Origin of the sequence: Comamonas piscis (assembly GCF_014109725.1) — a bacterium.
Lineage (GTDB): Bacteria > Pseudomonadota > Gammaproteobacteria > Burkholderiales > Burkholderiaceae_C > Comamonas > Comamonas piscis.
This window is the reverse complement of record NZ_CP058554.1, coordinates 2,087,923-2,106,354: the sequence shown is the minus strand read 5'-3', so window position 1 is coordinate 2,106,354 and position 18,432 is coordinate 2,087,923. Positions and strand designations below refer to the sequence as shown.

The following is an 18,432-nucleotide window of genomic DNA, read 5'->3' as shown; positions in this document are numbered from 1 at the left end:
CACGCGGGCCGCGCTAAACCCCCGAGCACGGGCATGAAAAAACCCGCCGCAGCGGGTTCTGGGTGGCAGGGGCGCCAAGGCCCCTGCACAGCAGTGCGGACTGCTTAGATCTTCTCGGCCACTTCGGCGTATTCCGAAATTTCGTTGAAGTTCATGTAGCGGTAGACGGAGGCCTTGTCGGCATCGATCACGCCCATTTCCTTCAGGTACTCTTCCTTGCTGGGCAAGTAGCCCAGGCGCGAGGCAATGGCAGCCAGCTCGGCCGAACCCAGGTACACATTGGTGTTCTTGCCCAGACGGTTGGGGAAGTTGCGGGTCGAGGTCGAGATGACGGTAGCGCCTTCGCGCACCTGGGCCTGGTTGCCCATGCACAGCGAGCAGCCGGGCATTTCGGTACGCGCACCGGCGGTACCAAAGGCGGCGTAATGGCCTTCCTTGATCAGCTCGCTCTGGTCCATCTTGGTAGGAGGTGCCACCCACAGCTTGACGGGGATGTCACGCTGGCCGCCCAGCAGCTTGGCTGCAGCGCGGAAGTGACCGATGTTGGTCATGCACGAACCGATGAAGGCTTCATCGATCTTGGTGCCGGCCACATCGGACAGGAACTTGGCGTCGTCCGGATCATTCGGGCAGCAGACGATTGGCTCCTTGATGTCGGCCAGATCGATCTCGATGACGTGCGCGTATTCGGCGTCCTTGTCGGCTTCGAGCAGATCGGGCTTGGCCAGCCAGGCTTCCACTTTTTCGATACGGCGTTGCAGGGTCTTGGCATCGGCGTAACCGTCGGCGATCATGTTCTTCATCAGAACGATGTTCGAGGTCAGGTACTCGCGCACCGGCTCGGGGTTGAGCTTGATCGTGCAACCAGCGGCCGAGCGCTCGGCGGAGGCATCGGACAGCTCGAACGCTTGCTCGACCTTCAGGTCTGGCAGACCTTCGATTTCCAGGATGCGGCCCGAGAACTCGTTGATCTTGCCAGCCTTGGCAACGGTCAACAGACCGGCCTTGATCGCGTACAGCGGGATCGCATGCACGAGATCGCGCAGGGTCACGCCAGGCTGCATTTCGCCCTTGAAGCGCACCAGCACCGATTCAGGCATGTCCAGCGGCATCACGCCGGTAGCGGCACCAAAGGCCACCAAGCCGGAGCCTGCGGGGAAGGAGATACCAATTGGGAAACGGGTGTGCGAGTCACCACCGGTGCCCACGGTGTCCGGCAGCAGCAGGCGGTTGAGCCAGCTGTGGATCACGCCGTCACCAGGACGCAGGGCTACGCCGCCACGGTTGCTGATGAACTGGGGCAGTTCGCGGTGGGTCTTCACGTCCACCGACTTGGGGTAAGCGGCGGTGTGGCAGAAGGACTGCATCACCATGTCGGCCGAGAAGCCCAGGCAAGCCAGGTCCTTCAGCTCGTCACGGGTCATCGGGCCGGTGGTGTCTTGCGAGCCCACGGTGGTCATGCGCGGTTCGCAGTAGGTACCGGGGCGCACGCCCTGGCCTTCTGCCAGACCGACGGCACGGCCGACCATCTTCTGCGCCAAGGTGAAGCCAGCGTTCGATTCGGCAGGCGCCTGGGGCAGACGGAACACGGTGGATGCGGGCAGGCCCAGCGCTTCGCGGGCCTTGGCGGTCAGCGAACGGCCGATGATCAGGTTGATACGGCCGCCAGCGCGCACTTCGTCAAACAGCACATCGCTCTTGAGTTGGAACTCGGTGACGGTCTCGCCGTTCTTGAGGATCTTGCCGTCGTAGGGCAGCACGTCGATGACATCGCCCATCTCCAGCTTGGAGACGTCCACTTCGATGGGCAGCGAGCCCGAATCTTCTTGCGTGTTGAAGAAGATGGGAGCGATCTTGCCACCCAAGGTCACACCACCAAAGCGCTTGTTGGGCACAAAGGGGATGTCCTGGCCGGTGGCCCAGACGATGGAGTTGGTAGCCGACTTGCGCGAAGAACCAGTGCCGACCACGTCGCCCACATAGGCCACCAGGTGGCCCTTTTTCTTCAGGTCGTCAATGAACTGCATGGGGCCGCGCTTGCCGTCTTCTTCGGGCTTGAAGGCCGCGTCAGGACGCGTGTTCTTCAGCATGGCCAGGTAGTGCAGAGGAATGTCGGGGCGGCTCCAGGCGTCTGGCGCTGGCGACAGGTCGTCGGTGTTGGTCTCGCCGGGCACCTTGAAGACGGTGACGGTGATCTTCTTCTCGACTTCGGGGCGCGATGTGAACCACTCGGCATCCGCCCAGCTTTGCATCACTTCCTTGGCCTTGGCATTGCCGGCCTTGGCCTTGTCTGCGACGTCGTTGAAGAAGTCGAACATCAGCAGCGTCTTCTTGAGCGCTTCGGCGGCCACAGCGGCCACTTCGGCGTCATCCAGCAATTCGATCAGCGGATGCACGTTGTAGCCGCCCACCATGGTGCCAAGCAGCTCGGTGGCCTTGGCCTTGGAGATCAGCGCCACTTTCAGGTCGCCGTGCGCCACGGCAGCCAGGAAGGAAGCCTTGACCTTGGCGGCATCGTCCACGCCTGGGGGCACGCGGTGGGTCAGCAGATCAAGCAGAAATGCGTCTTCACCGGCAGGCGGGTTCTTGATCAGCTCGATCAAGTCAGCGACCTGCTTGGCATCCAGCGGCAGCGGGGGGATGCCCAGAGCGGCACGCTCACTCACATGGTCGCGGTAGGCTTTCAACATACGTTCTCCGGTTCTCTATTTCAATGGTGGGGCGCTCGCAAGGCGTCGGGCTTCCGCGCCGCTGTTCTTATCAGCGGCCGTTGCCTTCAAACAGTGCGGCAGGTGGGTTTTTCTTGATGGCTTCGGCAACCTGGTTTTGCTCGGGGCTCATGCATTCATCGGCCAGGCGTTGGCCCAGCTTGCGGTTGATCAGCATGGACTTGTTGGCCACTTGCAGCCACATGGCGCCTGCATGCTGGTCTTCCAGACGCACGGTACCGGTGGAGGTCGCCACCGGCGACATGTGGTACTTGAAGCCCTTGCCTTCAATGAAGAAGTAGCCAGGGTTGACGGAATCCTTGGCGATATTGACCGAGGCGCCCAGCTCGCAGTTGATGCGGCCTTGGTAGACCTGCTCTGCAATGGCCAGCTCGGCGGGGGTCAGGGTTTGCTGCACAGGGATGGCGGCCGCGGCGGCTGCTGCACCGGCGCCCGCAGCGACTGCCGCACCCTTTTTGGCGGTGGAGGCGCGCTTGGCGGGGGCTTTTTTGGCCGGAGCCTTCTTGGCAACGGGTTTGGCCGCGGGCTTGGCAGCGGTCGTCTTGGCCGCTGGCGTGGCCGCCTTCTTCTCTTGTGCCTGCACACTGCCCATAGCCAGCGTCAGCGCAGGAACCAAGACCAACAAAGAAATCACGCGATTTTTCATAACAACTCCCGCGGTACAACGCAAGAAACAGGAAAACGGCTGTCCAGAATGGTTACAGCCAGTCCCGAACTGTACTCGGCAACGGACAACCCGTCTGCGCGGCACGCTCCAAAATTTGCCAAAAGTAACGATAACTTGCACGGTCGTGCAGCACCCCGTCGACGCTGATCGGCGCCCATTGCGCGTCTGCCGCCGCCCGCACGATGCGGGCCGCTTCGTCGACCTGGCTCTGCGTGGGCGCGAAGGCCTGCAGGATGGGACGGATCTGCGCGGGGTGGATGCTCCACATGCGGGTGTAGCCCAGCTCGCCATAGGCGCGGCGTGCGGCTTGCTCCATCGCATCGGGGTTCTTGAACTCGGTCACCACGCAGTGCGATGGCACCTTGCCGTAGGCATGGCAGGCAGCGGCTATCTCCAGCTTGGCGCGCAGCACCAAGGGATGTGTGAACTGGCCCTGCACGCCCATGGCGCTGGATGGAATGGCGCCGCCATGTGCTGATACAAAATCCATCAAACCAAAGCTGATGCTTTGCACCCGGGGGTGGGCTGCGATCTCGAAAGCGCGATGAACTGACTGAGGTGATTCAATCAGTGCATGCAAAGGAATCTGGACATCGGTGGCGCGCTGCAGCAGCCGGTCGACCTGGTCGATGTCGTCCACCGACTCGACCTTGGGCAGCATGATGTGGCAGAGCCTGTCGCCCGCCTCGCCAGCGATGGTGGCGATATCTTCAGCCAGCGCGGCGTGGTCGGCGGCATGCACACGGGCGGCCACGCGAGCGCCGGGTGCCGCGTTCTTGGCCAGCGAGGCCACCAGCTGGGCATGGGCTTTTTCCTGGCCAACGGCCGCGCCGTCTTCGCAGTCCAGGGTCACATCGAACACGCAGCGGCCGAACTCTTCCGTCATCTGCGCTTGCAAGGCCAGGCTCTTGCGCATGCGGTCTTCGACGCCACTGTAGTGGTCGCAGACCGGCAGCGCCAGCGCCCCAGACTGGGCGCCGAGCAGAACCTGTGCGGGATGGATGGCAGAGATACTCATGGTCAAGGCTTAGATGGGGCGGCGGGCCACCAAAAACAAGCGGGGAAAGGCCAGCAGGCGCCGGCCATCGCTGCGCGGAGCGTAGGCGGCATCGATGCGGCGGGTGTATTCGGCCACAAAGCTGGTTTGCAAGTCGGAGGGCAGCGGCTGCAGAAACGGCCGCAGACCCGTGCCGCTCACCCACTGGACAATCGCCTCGGCGCTGTCCATCGGGTGCTGGTAGGCCGTACGCCAGGCATCCACCTGGGCATCACGGGCCAGCACATCGTAGTAATCATTCAGGGCCAGCAAATCCGTGCGCAGGGCATGCGGATCGCCGATCTCTGCAGCCCAGGGCTGCAGCGCGGCCACTTCGCGCATCAGGCGGTGGCTGGGTTCGTCGCGGTTGTCCGGCATCTGCACAGCCAGTACGCCACCGGGGGCCAACATGCCCATCAATCGGGGCAGCAGCGCGTGGTGGTCTGGCACCCATTGCAGGGCCGCATTGGCAAAAATCAAATCGGGCAAACGCCCGTTGTGCAGCGGAGCCTGCCATTGGGCGATATCGCCCTGCTCAAAATGCACATGCGCAAGACGCTGGCGCGCAGCGGCCAGCATGTCTTGCGACTGGTCAACACCCAACACCCGTGCCTGCACAAAGCGCTGGGCCAGCAGCTCGGTGGAATTGCCCGGCCCGCAGCCCAGATCCACCACATAGGCGGTATCACTGGGCAGGGCTACGCGCGCCAGCAGGTCAGCGGCCGGGCGCGTGCGCTCGTCCTCAAACCGGCTGTAGAGCTGGGCATTCCATGCAAGCATGCTGGTGGGCGCCTGATTACAGCAGGTGCTTGACGCCGTCTTGCTCGCCTTGCAGCTCAGCCAGGGTCTTGTCGATGCATTCTTGCGAGAACGCGTCGATCTCCAGACCTTCGACGATCTTGTATTCGCCGTTGTCGGTGGTCACAGGGAAGCCGAAGATGATGCCAGCAGGGATGCCGTATTCACCGTTCGAAGGCACGCCCATGGTCACCCATTCGCCAGCCGAGCCCAGGGCCCAGTCGCGCATGTGGTCGATAGCGGCGTTGGCGGCCGAAGCTGCCGACGACAGGCCACGCGCTGCAATGATGGCGGCGCCACGCTTGCCAACGGTCGGCAGGAACACGTCCTTGTTCCAGGCCTGGTCGTTGATCGCTTCCTTGATGGACTTGCCGTCCACGGTGGCGAAACGGTAGTCGGCGTACATGGTGGGCGAGTGGTTGCCCCAGACGGTCAGCTTGCGGATATCGCCCACCTTGAAGCCACCCTTGGCAGCCAGTTGGGAGGCAGCGCGGTTGTGGTCCAGGCGCAGCATGGCGGTGAAGTTCTTCGCTGGCAGGTCGGGAGCCGACTTCATCGCGATGTAGGCATTGGTGTTGGCAGGGTTGCCAACCACCAGCACCTTGACGTTGCGCGAAGCGGCAGCGTTCAGGGCCTTGCCTTGGGCGGTGAAGATCTGGGCATTGGCAGCCAGCAGGTCAGCACGTTCCATGCCTGGGCCGCGAGGACGAGCACCGACCAGCAGCGCGTAGTCGGTGTCCTTGAAGGCTTGCAGCGGATCGCTGTGGGCTTCGATACCGGCGACCAGCGGGAAAGCGCAGTCTTCCAGCTCCATGATCACGCCCTTGAGCGCGTTTTGTGCCTTCTCGTCAGGAATTTCCAGCAGTTGCAGGATGACAGGCTGGTCCTTGCCCAGCATTTCGCCCGAAGCGATGCGGAACAACAGGGCATAACCGATTTGACCAGCGGCACCGGTGACGGCGACACGTACGGGCTTCTTGCTCATGGGATAACTCCAGAAAATAGAAAAGAGGCGTCCAAGCAGGCCAGCATCGGAGAGGGTGTCAAAACGACTGGAATCAGCGACCGGGATTCCCCGACGGCAGGTCTGTAAACAGCGCGTAAGTGTACTCTTGAACAGATCAGTCAGTCAATTTGTCTTATGTCTTATATAAGATATGATTGACCCCGGTTGCGCTATACAATGCGCGCTGAGAATTTGAACCGATTGGTGCCACGCTCACTGTGGCACCCGAGAGATTGAATCTCTCCCAAGACAAGCGCATGACATCTTCCACCCCGAATGCAAACGACACCGGAATCACGTCCGCTGGCGACAGCGTGGGTGGTGCGACCCCAGCTTTCAGCCCCCTCTACCAGCAGATCAAAGGTTTGATCCTGCAAAGCCTGCAGGCGGGTGCCTGGAAACCGGGCGAAATGATCCCCAGCGAGATGGAGCTGGCCGCGCGCTACCGCGTGAGCCAGGGTACCGTGCGCAAGGCCATCGACGAGCTGGCGGCCGAGAACCTGCTGCTGCGCCGCCAGGGCAAAGGCACCTTTGTGGCCACCCATGCCGAGCGCAATGTGCAATACCGCTTCCTGCGTCTCCTTCCGGACAGCGGCGACCTGAATGAAGAAGGCCCGGCGCAGCGCAACATCATCTCCTGCCGCAGCACCAAGGGCCAGAGCGAGATCTGCAAGCTGCTGCAGGTACCCACCGGCGAATCGCTGATCCATGTGCGCCGCGTGCTGGTGTTTGCCGGTATTCCCACGATTGTCGAAGACATCTGGCTGCCGAGCAGCAGCTTCAAGGGCCTGTCTGCCGAGCAGATGCGCGACTACCCCGGTGCCACCTATGCGATGTTCGAGGTGGAGTACGGCGTGCGCATGGTGCGCGCGCAAGAGAAATTGCGCGCCGTTTTACCCGACCCGGCCCAGGCCGAGTTGTTACACATCGACGGCCACACCCCGCTGCTCAGCGTCGAGCGTGTGGCGTATACCTACAACGATGTTCCGATGGAATTACGACGAGGCCTTTACCGCACAGACACCCACCACTACAGCAATACCCTGAGCTAGTGCAGCGGTCAAGTCAGAGTAGTCACCACGGGGTTAAAGAGAAACCCTTAGACCTGCGCGCTGCATTGCAATAAAATTTTGCAGGTTTGAGGCAAGCGATTACATAGCAGTTACATCCACGAAAGATTTCACACCATGTCAGATACCACGAAGAAGCGGCCCGAGTTTCGCAATATCAACCCCATTTCGGACCTCACCACCTACCGCTTGCCGGTAGCGGCCAAGCTGTCGATCCTGCACCGTGCCAGCGGTCTGGTCATGTTCTTCCTGCTGCCCTTTGTGATCTGGCTGCTCGACACCTCGATCACCTCTGAATACTCCTACGCCCGCTTCACCGCCGCCTTCAACACCGGCGCCGGCATCTTCCCGGGCTGGTTCATCAAGCTGGCCGTGCTGGCCCTGATCTGGTCCTACCTGCACCACTTCTGCGCTGGCCTGCGCCACATCTGGATGGACGTGTCGCACAAGTCGGTCAACAAGGAATTCGGCAAGACCTCGGCCCTGGCCTGCTTTGCCATCAGCCTGCTGCTGACCGCCATCCTGGGCGCCAAGCTGTTCGGCCTGTACTGATCGCCCGCGACTGCATTCACTGATAAATAAGAAAGGATTCCCCATGTCCATCAATTACGGCTCCAAACGCGTCGTGACCGGTGCCCACTATGGCTTGCGCGACTGGCTGGCCCAGCGTGTCACCGGCCTGCTGATGGCCCTGTTCACCGTGGCCCTGCTGGCCCAGGTGCTGCTCATCAAGGGCCCTATCGGCTACGAGCAATGGGCAGGTATCTTCGCCCAGCAATGGATGAAGTTCATCACCGTCGGCACTCTGGTGGCACTGGCCTACCACGCCTGGGTGGGCATGCGTGAAATCTTCATGGACTACGTCCAGCCCGTCGGTCTGCGCCTGGTGCTGCAGATTTTTGTGCTGGTCTGGTTGGTCGGCTGCCTCGGCTGGGGCCTCCAGGTTCTGTGGCGTCTGTGATCCCCGCGATTGAAAGAGAACAATGAGCTATACAAAAGAGAACATCACAAAGCGCAAGTTTGATGTAATCATCATCGGCGCTGGCGGATCCGGCCTGCGCGCTGCGCTGGAACTGTCCAAGGCTGGCCTGTCCGTGGCCGCTCTGTCCAAGGTTTTCCCCACCCGTTCGCACACTGTGGCAGCGCAAGGCGGCGTGTCCGCATCGCTGGGCAATATGTCGCCCGACAACTGGGAATGGCACTTCTACGACACCATCAAGGGCTCGGACTGGCTCGGTGACCAGGATGCCATCGAGTTCATGTGCCGCGAAGCACCCAAGGTGGTGTATGAGCTGGAACACTTCGGCATGCCTTTCGACCGCAACCCGGACGGCACCATTTACCAGCGCCCGTTTGGCGGCCACACCGCCAACCATGGCGAAAAGCCCGTGCAACGCGCTTGCGCAGCCGCTGACCGTACCGGCCACGCGATGCTGCACACGCTGTACCAGCAAAACGTCAAGTCCAAGACCAACTTCTTCGTGGAGTGGATGGCGCTCGACCTGATCCGTGATGAATCCGGTGATGTGGTCGGCGTGACCGCCATCGAGCTGGAAACCGGCGACCTGTACGAGCTGCACGCCAAGGCTGTGCTGCTGGCCACCGGCGGCGCAGGCCGTATTTTCCAGGCATCGACCAATGCCTTCATCAACACCGGCGACGGCCTGGGCATGGCAGCGCGCGCTGGCATCCCGCTGCAAGACATGGAGTTCTGGCAGTTCCACCCCACCGGCGTGGCCGGCGCAGGCGTGCTGCTGACCGAAGGCTGCCGTGGTGAAGGCGCTATCCTGCGCAACAGCGATGGCGAGCGTTTCATGGAGCGCTATGCGCCTACCTTGAAGGATCTGGCACCGCGCGACTTCGTTTCGCGCTCGATGGACCAGGAAATCAAGGAAGGTCGTGGCTGCGGTCCCAACAAGGACTACATCCTGCTGGACATGACCCACCTGGGTGCAGAAACCATCCGCAAGCGTCTGCCTTCGGTGGAGGAAATTGGCCATAACTTCGCCAACGTGGACATCACCAAGGAACCGATTCCTGTGGTGCCCACCATCCACTACCAGATGGGCGGTATCCCCACCAACATCAACGGCCAGGTCGTTGTCTGGGATGGCGAAGAGAACAAGGTCGTCAACGGTCTCTATGCCGTGGGCGAATGCTCCTGCGTGTCGGTGCACGGCGCCAACCGCCTGGGCACCAACTCGCTGCTCGATCTGCTGGTCTTCGGCAAGTCCGCTGGCAAGCACATCGTCAACTACGTCAATGGCTACGGCGAATTCAAGCCCATGCCGGACAACGCCTCGGACTTCTCGCTGTCGCGCCTCAACAAGCTCGACGATTCGAGCAGCGGCGAGTACGCGCAGGACGTGGCCAACGACATCCGCGCCTGCATGCAGCAGCACGCTGGTGTGTTCCGCACCCAAAAGAGCATGGACGAAGGCGTCAAGAAGATTGCCGAAATCCGTGCCCGCGTCGGTGGCGTGACCTTGAAGGACAAGTCCAAGGTCTGGAACACCGCCCGCATGGAAGCACTGGAAGTGGCCAACCTGATCGAAGTGGCACAGGCCACGATGGTCTCGGCCGCTGCCCGTACGGAATGCCGTGGCGCCCACACCGTGGACGACTACGAGCACCCTGCTGACGATCCCAAGTACCCACTGGGCCGCAACGATATCGACTGGCTCAAGCACACGCTGTGGTACAGCGCTGCCAACAGCCTGGAATACAAGCCAGTGCAACTCAAGCCGCTGACCGTGCCGTCGGTGCCGCCCAAGGTCCGTACGTTCTAACTCCCAGCTGCCCACGAAAGAACATCCCAAAATGAAGCGTACTTTCAAAATCTATCGCTACGATCCCGATAAAGATGCCAAGCCCTACATGCAGTCCGTGGAGGTAGAGCTCGACGGTCAGGAACGCATGCTGCTGGACGCGCTGGTCAAGCTCAAGGAACTCGATCCCTCGATCTCCTTCCGCCGCTCCTGCCGCGAAGGCGTCTGCGGCTCGGACGCGATGAACATCAACGGCAAGAACGGCCTGGCGTGCCTGACGAACATGAACACCCTCAAGGGTGACATCGTCTTGAAGCCGCTGCCCGGCCTGCCAGTCATCCGCGATCTGATCGTGGACATGACCCAGTTCTTCAAGCAGTACCACTCGATCAAGCCCTACTTGATGGCCGACAGCTTTGTCGCCAACGAGAAAGAGCGCCTGCAGTCGCCCGAAGAGCGCGAAGAGCTCAACGGCCTGTACGAGTGCATTCTGTGCGCGAGCTGCTCGACCAGCTGCCCCTCGTTCTGGTGGAACCCCGACAAGTTCGTGGGCCCGGCAGGTTTGCTGCAGGCCTACCGCTTCATCGCCGACAGCCGCGATGACCACACCGGCGAGCGCCTGGACAACCTGGAAGACCCCTACCGTCTGTTCCGTTGCCACACCATCATGAACTGCGTGGACGTGTGCCCCAAGCACCTGAACCCCACCAAGGCGATTGGCAAGATCAAGGAACTGATGGTTCGCCGTGCGGTGTAAGAACCAGATAGAGCAATGATGGAAAACGAACTGCTGGATGAACGTGCGCGCGATCTGCTGCGCTGGCGTAGTCGCCGAGGCCTGGTGGAGAACGATATCTTCGTCGAGCAGTTCTTCCGGACTTACGGAGCAAGCCTGAATGTCCGCCAGGCGCATGGGCTGACCACTTTGATGAACCTGGCCGACAACGACCTGTTGGACTTGCTGCTCAAGCGCAAGGAACTGACAGGCGACCTCGACACGCCAGATGTTCATGAAGTGCTGGAGATGTTGCGCAGCCGAAAACAACGTGCATCTCTTGCGGACTAACTCGAGAAGGAACCAGTTTTATGAAACTAGCAGACAACAAAGCCACGCTATCGTTTAGCAACGGCGCAGCAAGCGTAGACCTTCCCGTCTACCAGGGCTCGATCGGCCCGGATGTCATCGACATCCGCAAGCTGTACGCGCAGACCGGCATGTTCACCTACGATCCCGGTTTCCTCTCGACGGCAGCATGCCAGTCGGCCATCACCTATATCGATGGTGACAAGGGTGAACTTCTGTACCGCGGCTACCCCATCGAGCAGCTGGCCAAGAACTGCAACTACCTCGAAACCTGCTACCTGCTGCTGTACGGCGAACTGCCTAACGAAGCGCAAAAGGCCGAGTTCGAAGACACGGTGACCAAGCACACCATGGTCAACGAGCAGATGCAGTTCTTCCTGCGTGGTTTCCGCCGCGATGCGCACCCCATGGCCGTCTTGACGGGCCTGGTGGGCGGCATGTCGGCCTTCTACCATGACAGCACGGACATCACCAACCCCGAGCACCGCAACATCGCTGCCATCCGCTTGATCGCCAAGCTGCCTACCCTGGTGGCCATGTCGTACAAGTACGGTACGGGCCAGCCTTACATGTACCCCAAGAACGACCTGTCCTATGCAGGCAACTTCTTGCGCATGATGTTCGGCAACCCTTGCGAAGAGTATGTGGTGAACCCGGTGGTGGAGCGCGCGCTCGACCGCATCTTCATCCTGCACGCAGACCACGAGCAAAACGCGTCGACCTCGACCGTGCGCCTGTGCGGCTCGTCGGGCACCAACCCGTTTGCAGCCATCTCCGCTGGCGTTGCTTGCCTGTGGGGCCCTGCCCACGGCGGCGCCAACGAAGCCTGCCTGAACATGCTGGAACACATCCAGGCCAACGGCGGCATCGCCAAGGTCGGTGAGTTCATGGAGCAGGTCAAGGACAAGTCCAGCGGCGTCAAGCTGATGGGCTTTGGCCACCGCGTGTACAAGAACTACGACCCGCGCGCCAAGCTGATGCAGGAAACCTGCAACGAGATCCTGGCCGAACTGGGCCTGGAAAACGATCCGCTGTTCGCGCTGGCCAAGCAAGTCGAGAAGATTGCACTGGAAGACGACTACTTCGTGTCGCGCAAGCTGTACCCGAACGTCGACTTCTACTCCGGCATCGTGCAACGCGCCATCGGCATCCCTGTGAAGCTGTTCACCGGCGTCTTCGCACTGGCCCGCACCGTTGGCTGGATCGCCCAGCTGAACGAGCAAATGGCCGATCCCGAGTACAAGATTGGCCGTCCACGCCAGCTGTACACCGGCTCGGTGGCCCGCGAAGTGCAGCCTATCGCCAAGCGCTGATAGACCGGCCCTGGCAGTGCTTGCGCTGCCAGGTGCTGCGATCGCAACCGCTTCAAAACCCGCTTCGGCGGGTTTTTTCATGCCCGCTGGCGTATTAATCGCTTGTTAAGTTTGCGCGCCGACCATGGCGCCATGACATTCTTTGCCCGGTTTATCACTCCTACAGGCAAGGCCGCAGACACCGCGGCATTCCCTCCCCACTCGGCCAACCTGCCATTCAGCGCCGACCTGACCACCACGGCCACCACTGCAGCTGCTGCCACCCGCCCATCGCGACCGGTGTGGCAGTGGAGCCTGTTCATCAGCCTGTGGCTGGCCAGCGTGGGCAACCTGGCCTTGTGGAAGGCGATATCGCAGGCCGAAGGCCTGAGCAGCGCCCAACAGTGGGTGCTGGGCCTGAGCCTAGGGGCCGCCATTGCCTGCGCCTGCTGGGCCTTGTTGAACCTGGTCAGCTGGGGTCGTGCCGCCAAACCGCTGATGATGGCGCTGTGCTGGATTGCCGCCTTTGCCGCCTGCTTTATGCTGAATTACGGCATCGCCATTGACGCATCCATGCTGGTCAATGTGCTGCAGACGGATGTGAAGGAAGCGGCCGACCTGCTGCACTGGAGCCTGTTTGTCACCGTCGGCGCCATCGCCATTCCACCCACCTGGTGGCTGTATCGCCAGACGCTGCCGCGCCACCCGGGCTGGCGCCCGGTGCTCAAGCAGCTGGGCATGGTGCTGCTGGCCGTGCTGGCCATGGTGGTGGTGGTGATGGCCGGGTTCCGCCCTATCTCATCTGCCATGCGCAACCACACCAGCTTGCGCTACATGATGAACCCGCTGTCCACCGTCTATGCCGTCGGCAACCTGGCCGCACAGCAAATCCAGCACCGCGACACTACGCTGTACCCAATTGGCGAAGATGCCAAGCTCGGCGCCAGCTATGCCGCCCAGGCCAGCTTTCCGATTTATGCGCTGGTGGTGGGCGAGACGGGCCGTGCCGGCAACTTTGCCACCAACGGCTCTGAACGGGCCACCACACCGCTGCTGTCTGCACGCCGCGATCTGGCCATCGCCACCAATGCCTGGTCCTGCGGCACCAGCACCGCCGTTTCCGTGCCCTGCATGTTCTCCCACCTGGGGCGCAGCAGCCAGGACAGCAGCAAATCCTATGAGAACCTGCTTGATGTGCTGCAGCGCGCAGGCCTGGCCGTCCTTTGGGTCGAGAACCAATCGGGCTGCAAGGGCGTGTGCGCCCGCGTACACAACGCCAACACCGAGAACGACCTGCCCGCAGCCGCACGCAAAGCCTTTTGCCAGGATGGCGAATGCGTGGACATGGCCTTGCTTGAAGGCCTGGACGAGCGCATCAACGCGCTGCCGGCCGAGCAGCGTGCCAAGGGCGTCGTGCTGGTGCTGCACCAGATGGGCAGCCATGGCCCCGCCTATTTCAAGCGCTCGCTCGCCCAAGACAAAGCCTTCAGCCCCGAGTGCAACAGCGTCAACCTGCAGTCCTGCGACCGCGCATCGCTCATCAACGCCTATGACAACAGCGTAGTGGCCACCGACCGTATGCTGAGCGGCCTGATCGACTGGCTGGCCAGCAAGGGCCAGCGCCAGCCCACCGCGATGATGTATGTGGCCGACCACGGCGAATCGCTGGGCGAGAACAATATCTACCTGCACGGCCTGCCCTACTCGGTTGCCCCCGATGTGCAAAAGCATGTGCCCTGGATCACCTGGTTGTCACCTGCGATGCAGCAGCGCATGGGCATGAGCACCAGCTGCCTGCAGCAGGCCGTGGGCAGCGCCCGCATCAGCCATGACAACCTGTTCCACTCGATGCTGGGCCTGACCGATGTGCAGACCGCGCTGCACCAGCCCGAGCTGGATATTTTTGCCAGCTGCAAGGGCCGTGCGGCGGCCTCGGCCACCCCGCCCGCCGTTGCTCGCCTGGCCTCCGCTGCAGCAGGCCACAGCGCACGCAAACCTGGCTAAAACAAACTGCCTTGGCCCGGGTGCGGTGCCTGCGCCGCCCCACCCGCGCGCGTTGGCTGCATCAACTGCCGAGCGCGCCAGGCTTCAAAGCCCTGCCAGTCCATCTTGATCCGCTCGCGCCCATAGCCCAGCTGCGCGCAGGCCCGCCTGAAACGCTGGCGCACCAGGTCGGCCCACAGGCCCTGGCCCTTCATGCGGCTAAAGGACTGGCTGTCGTAGCTCTTGCCCCTCAGCCGGTCCTCTTCGCTGATCTGGTGCAGGTCGCGCACCCGCTCCATCACCCGGTCTGCGCGTTGTGGGTAATGGGCTTGCAGCCACTGCTGGAACACCCCGTTCAGCTCCCAGGGCAGGCGCAGCACGGTGTAGAAGGCAGTGGTCGCACCGGCATCGCGTGCGGCGGCCAGCACCTCTTCCATGTCCTCGGTCAAAAACGGAATATGCGGTGCCACGCTCACCCCCACCGGAATGCCTGCCTCCGCCAGCCGGCGTATCGTGCGCAGCCTCCTGTGCGGCGCAGCGGCCCGGGGCTCCAGCAAGCGAGTCAGCTGCGGATCGAGGCTGGTGATGGTGATGTAGACAGCCGCCGCATTTTTGCGCGCTGCAGCGGCGATCAAGTCGATATCGCGCTCAACCGCACTGCTCTTGGTGATCAGCGAGTAAGGATGCTCGGCCTCGCCCAGCACCTCGATCAGCTGCCGCGTCAGGCCCAGATCGCGCTCAATCGGCTGGTAGCAATCGGTGGCTGACCCTATATTGAGCGAGGCGGGCTGGTAGCGCGGGCGGCTGATCTCGGCCTTCAGCACCTGGGCAATATTGGTCTTGGCAAACAGCTGGGTTTCAAAATCCAGCCCCGGCGAGAGATTCAAATAGCTGTGGTACGGCCGGGCATAGCAGTAAATGCAGCCATGCTCGCAGCCCCGGTAGGGGTTGACCGAGTGATCAAAGAAGATATCGGGCGAATCGTTTTTCTGGATCGCGCTGCGAGCCCGCTCTTCATGCACCTGGGTGGGCAAGCTCTCTGCGGTGTGCTGCCACCAGGCGCCCTCGTCGGCACCCAGATCTGCATCAACGCCGTCGCCAGCCTCGGCAGTTGCGGGCGTCCAGCCGTCATCCGCCCACTCCCGCACATCGCTGGCAAAACGGTGCCGGGGTGCACCTACTGCGCCGCGCCCCTTGCGTGGCATCGGGAGCGGCACGCGTACTTCGACCGGTCCATCAACCTCCTCGGCACAGCGCCGCAAGGCCTGCGGGTCTTCAACCGGGGCGGGTGACGGTGCGGAAGGCAAGGTGTTCAGAAGGGCTTGGCGGGCAGACATAATAACTGTTTTTATATACAGTATTTCTATGCATTGTGCGCCTTCCCAGCCACCGATGCAAGCGTCCTCAAAACCAGGGCTATTCGCACCGTTTTGGTGCGACATGGGGCTTGGCCTACAGTCGGGGATTACATACTCCGAAGGGAATTTTCATGTCTCGCCAACCCCAACTCATCCTGTCGTCTCTGGATGTGGACCGCCTGGAAGCGCTGCTGGAGGCCATGCCGGCAAGCGCCTTCCCCGGCAAGGCGGATCTGGAGGCCGAGATTGCCCGTGCCGATATCGTGGAGCCAACCGATATCCCGCCGAACGTGGTAACGATGAACTCCACCGTCAACTTTGACATGGCAGAGTCGGGCAAGCAGTTCCAGCTGACCTTGGTCTACCCCAAGGACCTGGATGACAGCAGCAGCAAGATTTCGGTGTTTGCGCCGGTAGGCAGTGCGCTGCTTGGCCTGTCGATTGGCGATGCGCTGGCTTGGCCATCAGTGGGCGGCAAGACCATGACGGTGAAGGTCACCGGCATCAGCTACCAACCTGAGCGGGCCGGCGATCTGCACCGCTAATAAGCAATAGGCTTAGCTACGACGCCTGCTTACATCGCAAAGCGGGCGCCCAGCAGGCTCACCAGCAACCCCGCCCCCACCAGGCCCAGCTCCCAGCGGGCCACAGAGCGAATGCTGGGGGTGCGCGCCTCCACGCCAAGGTACAGCACTCGGCCGGCGAGCAGCGACAGCACAAAGGCCATGCACATGCCCAGCCAGTTCAACCAAGGCTGCGTGGGCCACAGGTGCGAAACCACCGCGTTGCACAGCACCACGATGGAGAAATGCACGAGGAACACCGAGTACGCCATCTGACCCAACGACTGCAGCCAGCGCGCGGGCGCTTGGCGGCTGAGCCAGGCAACCAAGCGGCCATCCGAAGGGATACGCATCAGCCACAGCAGGCCCAGCGCGCCGCACAAGGCCACCGCAATGCGCAGCCGGAAATCCAGTTCCAGCGACACAAAACCCAGCGCCAGCAACAGCGCAGTCCAGGACCAGGGCTTGGCACTTTGGCTGCCCCAGTAGGCCAGCATCCCCATGCCATAGGCGCCGACAAAGTAGATAAACCACATGTCCAGTTCGCTATGGCGGTTGAACACCAGCAGAGACAAGGCGGTGAGCGCAATCACCACATGCTGGCCCAGCTGCAGGCCCAGCCAAGTGCGGGCCCAGCGGCGGCTAAGTGCAAACAGCAAGGTCACGGCGGCAAACAGTTGGAAATCGATGGCCACATACCAGACGCCGGCAGACAGCGCGTCTTCGCCGCTGATGTCTTGCAGCATCAAGGCATTGGCGATCAGCTGCTGCCAGGTGGGCTCGGCCGGTACCGAATCATGGGCAAACCAGGGCCGCACCAGCGCTGCGACTAGCACAGCAAACAGCAGCGCCACCGAATAAGGCGCCAGCAGGCGCAGCGCGCGCTGACCAATCTTTGCCAAGGGGCTGCCAAAACGCGCAAGGCCTTGCGGCGCCAGGCTGGCGGCCGACAAAAAGCCGCCCATGACAAGGAAAATCTGCACTGCGATACGTGCATATTCCGTCAACCAGGCAATCAGGTCGGGGGTGACTTGTGCTGCGACATCCGACATCGGGCCATAGAAAGCCAGGTGGTGCCAGACAATGGCAGCACAGCAAGCCCCTTTGGTCATGTCCAGCCACAGATTTCGGTTGTTATGGGTTGTTGTGGTAGGCAAGATAGTCCCTGGCTGGTCTCTGCCCCACCAATGGCACAAGCCTTGGCAACGCAAGCCAGCAATGTTCTGACAAGGGCGTGGCACTGCGCAGGCAGTGCCACTGCCTGTCTAACGTGGCAGGGATTACAGAAGTTGACGTTTGAGCGCCCTGAGGCTGGCAGCATGCGTGAACTTTACATAGGCCATCTGCTGAAGGTGCTCATTGAGCTTGTTAATTTTTTCACCGCGTGCGAATGGAGAGCCTACGCTCACAACGACTACGCGCGCGAGCTAGCAAGCCTAGCCGCCTGCGAACCTCGAGCATTCAAGGTTGGGGTGGCGGCTGACAGCCATCAGCAGAAGTTCTCTTGATGCATGCCAGGGTTCGGTAAAGGCTGATTGCGGCCGTTCAGCACAAGTGATGCCACCAACTGTTGTTGTCAAAAGCAGTCATTGGGCCGAGCCTTTCGAGGAAGTCTCCTCTACACCTCAAAGCAGTCACCGAAATGTGCCCATGCCGAGTGGCTGTGTTGATTTCCACACAGAAGTGACCCACTGGGGATGCGGATAAAAACTTGGAATGATTTTATCCCGTAAGTCCAAGGCTCTGCCCGATCAACCTCGAACCAGAAGAAGATACCACCGATTGGTCCGGCAGTTATGCAGTGATAGCAAGACAGGTCAGACCGGGGCCAAGACAGTCCGATAAGAGTACAGCACTTCGAGTGCGCTTAGCCGATGGGACCTTGGTCCGCGAATTCCGGGGACCGCAGCAAAGTGCTGCCGCAAAAGTCCGGATATACGCGTGCAATCTTGAACCTCACCGCACACGAATTGAAGGCTTGGCAAACCGGGGCGTCCATATAGGCTCTCAGTTGCAGTATGTTGGGTGGCGGCTGTTTTGTACGGGTGCGCTTTGCAATTGACTGCGGTAGGGGCGGG

Annotated in this window: 17 protein-coding genes; 10 read left to right on the top strand and 7 right to left on the bottom strand. The window is 61.6% G+C overall.

Annotation, left to right across the window (positions count from 1 at the left end; all coding sequences use genetic code 11):
• Positions 1 to 104 precede the first annotated feature (104 nt).
• The 5 genes from acnB to HS961_RS09370 form a co-directional block, all read right to left on the bottom strand.
• Positions 105 to 2,690 (bottom strand): bifunctional aconitate hydratase 2/2-methylisocitrate dehydratase, encoded by a 2,586-nt coding sequence (acnB, locus tag HS961_RS09390; protein ID WP_182327443.1) that lies wholly within the window; start codon positions 2,688 to 2,690, stop codon positions 105 to 107.
• Between the two features lie 70 nt (positions 2,691 to 2,760).
• Entirely contained in the window at positions 2,761 to 3,375 is a 615-nt protein-coding gene (locus tag HS961_RS09385) for a hypothetical protein (protein WP_182327442.1), read from the bottom strand.
• A gap of 52 nt (positions 3,376 to 3,427) precedes the next feature.
• A complete protein-coding gene (locus HS961_RS09380) occupies positions 3,428 to 4,414 on the bottom strand; it encodes an HpcH/HpaI aldolase/citrate lyase family protein (RefSeq protein WP_182327441.1) in 987 nt (328 codons plus the stop codon).
• Positions 4,415 to 4,423: 9 nt separating this feature from the next.
• On the bottom strand, positions 4,424 to 5,212 hold the full coding sequence (gene tam / locus HS961_RS09375) for a trans-aconitate 2-methyltransferase (RefSeq protein ID WP_182327440.1): 789 nt from the start codon (positions 5,210 to 5,212) through the stop codon (positions 4,424 to 4,426).
• A gap of 16 nt (positions 5,213 to 5,228) precedes the next feature.
• Positions 5,229 to 6,215, bottom strand: a complete 987-nt coding sequence (locus HS961_RS09370; RefSeq protein ID WP_182327439.1) for a malate dehydrogenase — start codon at positions 6,213 to 6,215, stop codon at positions 5,229 to 5,231.
• Positions 6,216 to 6,493: 278 nt separating this feature from the next.
• Between HS961_RS09370 and HS961_RS09365 the strand changes: the two genes are divergently transcribed.
• The 8 genes from HS961_RS09365 to HS961_RS09330 all read left to right on the top strand — a co-directional run bounded on the left by HS961_RS09365 (position 6,494) and on the right by HS961_RS09330 (position 14,454).
• Complete coding sequence (locus tag HS961_RS09365; protein ID WP_182327438.1) at positions 6,494 to 7,288, top strand: GntR family transcriptional regulator; 795 nt, start codon at positions 6,494 to 6,496, stop codon at positions 7,286 to 7,288.
• 135 nt (positions 7,289 to 7,423) lie between these two features.
• On the top strand, positions 7,424 to 7,858 hold the full coding sequence (gene sdhC / locus HS961_RS09360; protein WP_182327437.1) for a succinate dehydrogenase, cytochrome b556 subunit: 435 nt from the start codon (positions 7,424 to 7,426) through the stop codon (positions 7,856 to 7,858).
• Positions 7,859 to 7,901: 43 nt separating this feature from the next.
• On the top strand, positions 7,902 to 8,267 hold the full coding sequence (gene sdhD, locus HS961_RS09355) for a succinate dehydrogenase, hydrophobic membrane anchor protein (protein ID WP_182327436.1): 366 nt from the start codon (positions 7,902 to 7,904) through the stop codon (positions 8,265 to 8,267).
• 22 nt (positions 8,268 to 8,289) lie between these two features.
• Positions 8,290 to 10,095: a succinate dehydrogenase flavoprotein subunit gene (gene sdhA / locus HS961_RS09350; protein ID WP_182327435.1), complete on the top strand. Its 1,806-nt coding sequence runs from the start codon at positions 8,290 to 8,292 to the stop codon at positions 10,093 to 10,095.
• Positions 10,096 to 10,126: 31 nt separating this feature from the next.
• Positions 10,127 to 10,831 carry a succinate dehydrogenase iron-sulfur subunit gene (locus tag HS961_RS09345; protein ID WP_182327434.1) on the top strand — a complete coding sequence of 235 codons (705 nt, stop codon included), beginning with the start codon at positions 10,127 to 10,129 and terminating at the stop codon, positions 10,829 to 10,831.
• A gap of 15 nt (positions 10,832 to 10,846) precedes the next feature.
• Positions 10,847 to 11,140, top strand: coding sequence for a succinate dehydrogenase assembly factor 2 (locus HS961_RS09340; RefSeq protein ID WP_182327433.1), 294 nt, complete (start codon positions 10,847 to 10,849; stop codon positions 11,138 to 11,140).
• Between the two features lie 20 nt (positions 11,141 to 11,160).
• The gene (locus tag HS961_RS09335; protein WP_182327432.1) at positions 11,161 to 12,471 is read left to right on the top strand and encodes a citrate synthase; all 1,311 of its coding nucleotides are present in this window, start codon (positions 11,161 to 11,163) and stop codon (positions 12,469 to 12,471) included.
• A gap of 132 nt (positions 12,472 to 12,603) precedes the next feature.
• Positions 12,604 to 14,454 carry a phosphoethanolamine transferase gene (locus tag HS961_RS09330; protein WP_182327431.1) on the top strand — a complete coding sequence of 617 codons (1,851 nt, stop codon included), beginning with the start codon at positions 12,604 to 12,606 and terminating at the stop codon, positions 14,452 to 14,454.
• On the opposite strand, the gene HS961_RS09325 is transcribed toward HS961_RS09330, so the two are convergent.
• On the bottom strand, positions 14,451 to 15,638 hold the full coding sequence (locus HS961_RS09325; protein WP_182328193.1) for a PA0069 family radical SAM protein: 1,188 nt from the start codon (positions 15,636 to 15,638) through the stop codon (positions 14,451 to 14,453). The genes HS961_RS09330 and HS961_RS09325 overlap by 4 nt on opposite strands.
• A gap of 284 nt (positions 15,639 to 15,922) precedes the next feature.
• On the opposite strand from HS961_RS09325, the gene rnk reads away from it, so the two are divergent.
• Complete coding sequence (gene rnk, locus HS961_RS09320) at positions 15,923 to 16,336, top strand: nucleoside diphosphate kinase regulator (RefSeq protein ID WP_182327430.1); 414 nt, start codon at positions 15,923 to 15,925, stop codon at positions 16,334 to 16,336.
• Positions 16,337 to 16,365: 29 nt separating this feature from the next.
• On the opposite strand, the gene HS961_RS09315 is transcribed toward rnk, so the two are convergent.
• Positions 16,366 to 17,511 carry an acyltransferase family protein gene (locus HS961_RS09315; protein WP_412101642.1) on the bottom strand — a complete coding sequence of 382 codons (1,146 nt, stop codon included), beginning with the start codon at positions 17,509 to 17,511 and terminating at the stop codon, positions 16,366 to 16,368.
• A 162-nt stretch (positions 17,512 to 17,673) separates the two neighbouring features.
• On the opposite strand from HS961_RS09315, the gene HS961_RS09310 reads away from it, so the two are divergent.
• A complete protein-coding gene (locus HS961_RS09310; RefSeq protein WP_182327428.1) occupies positions 17,674 to 17,862 on the top strand; it encodes a hypothetical protein in 189 nt (62 codons plus the stop codon).
• The last annotated feature ends 570 nt before the right edge of the window (positions 17,863 to 18,432 follow it).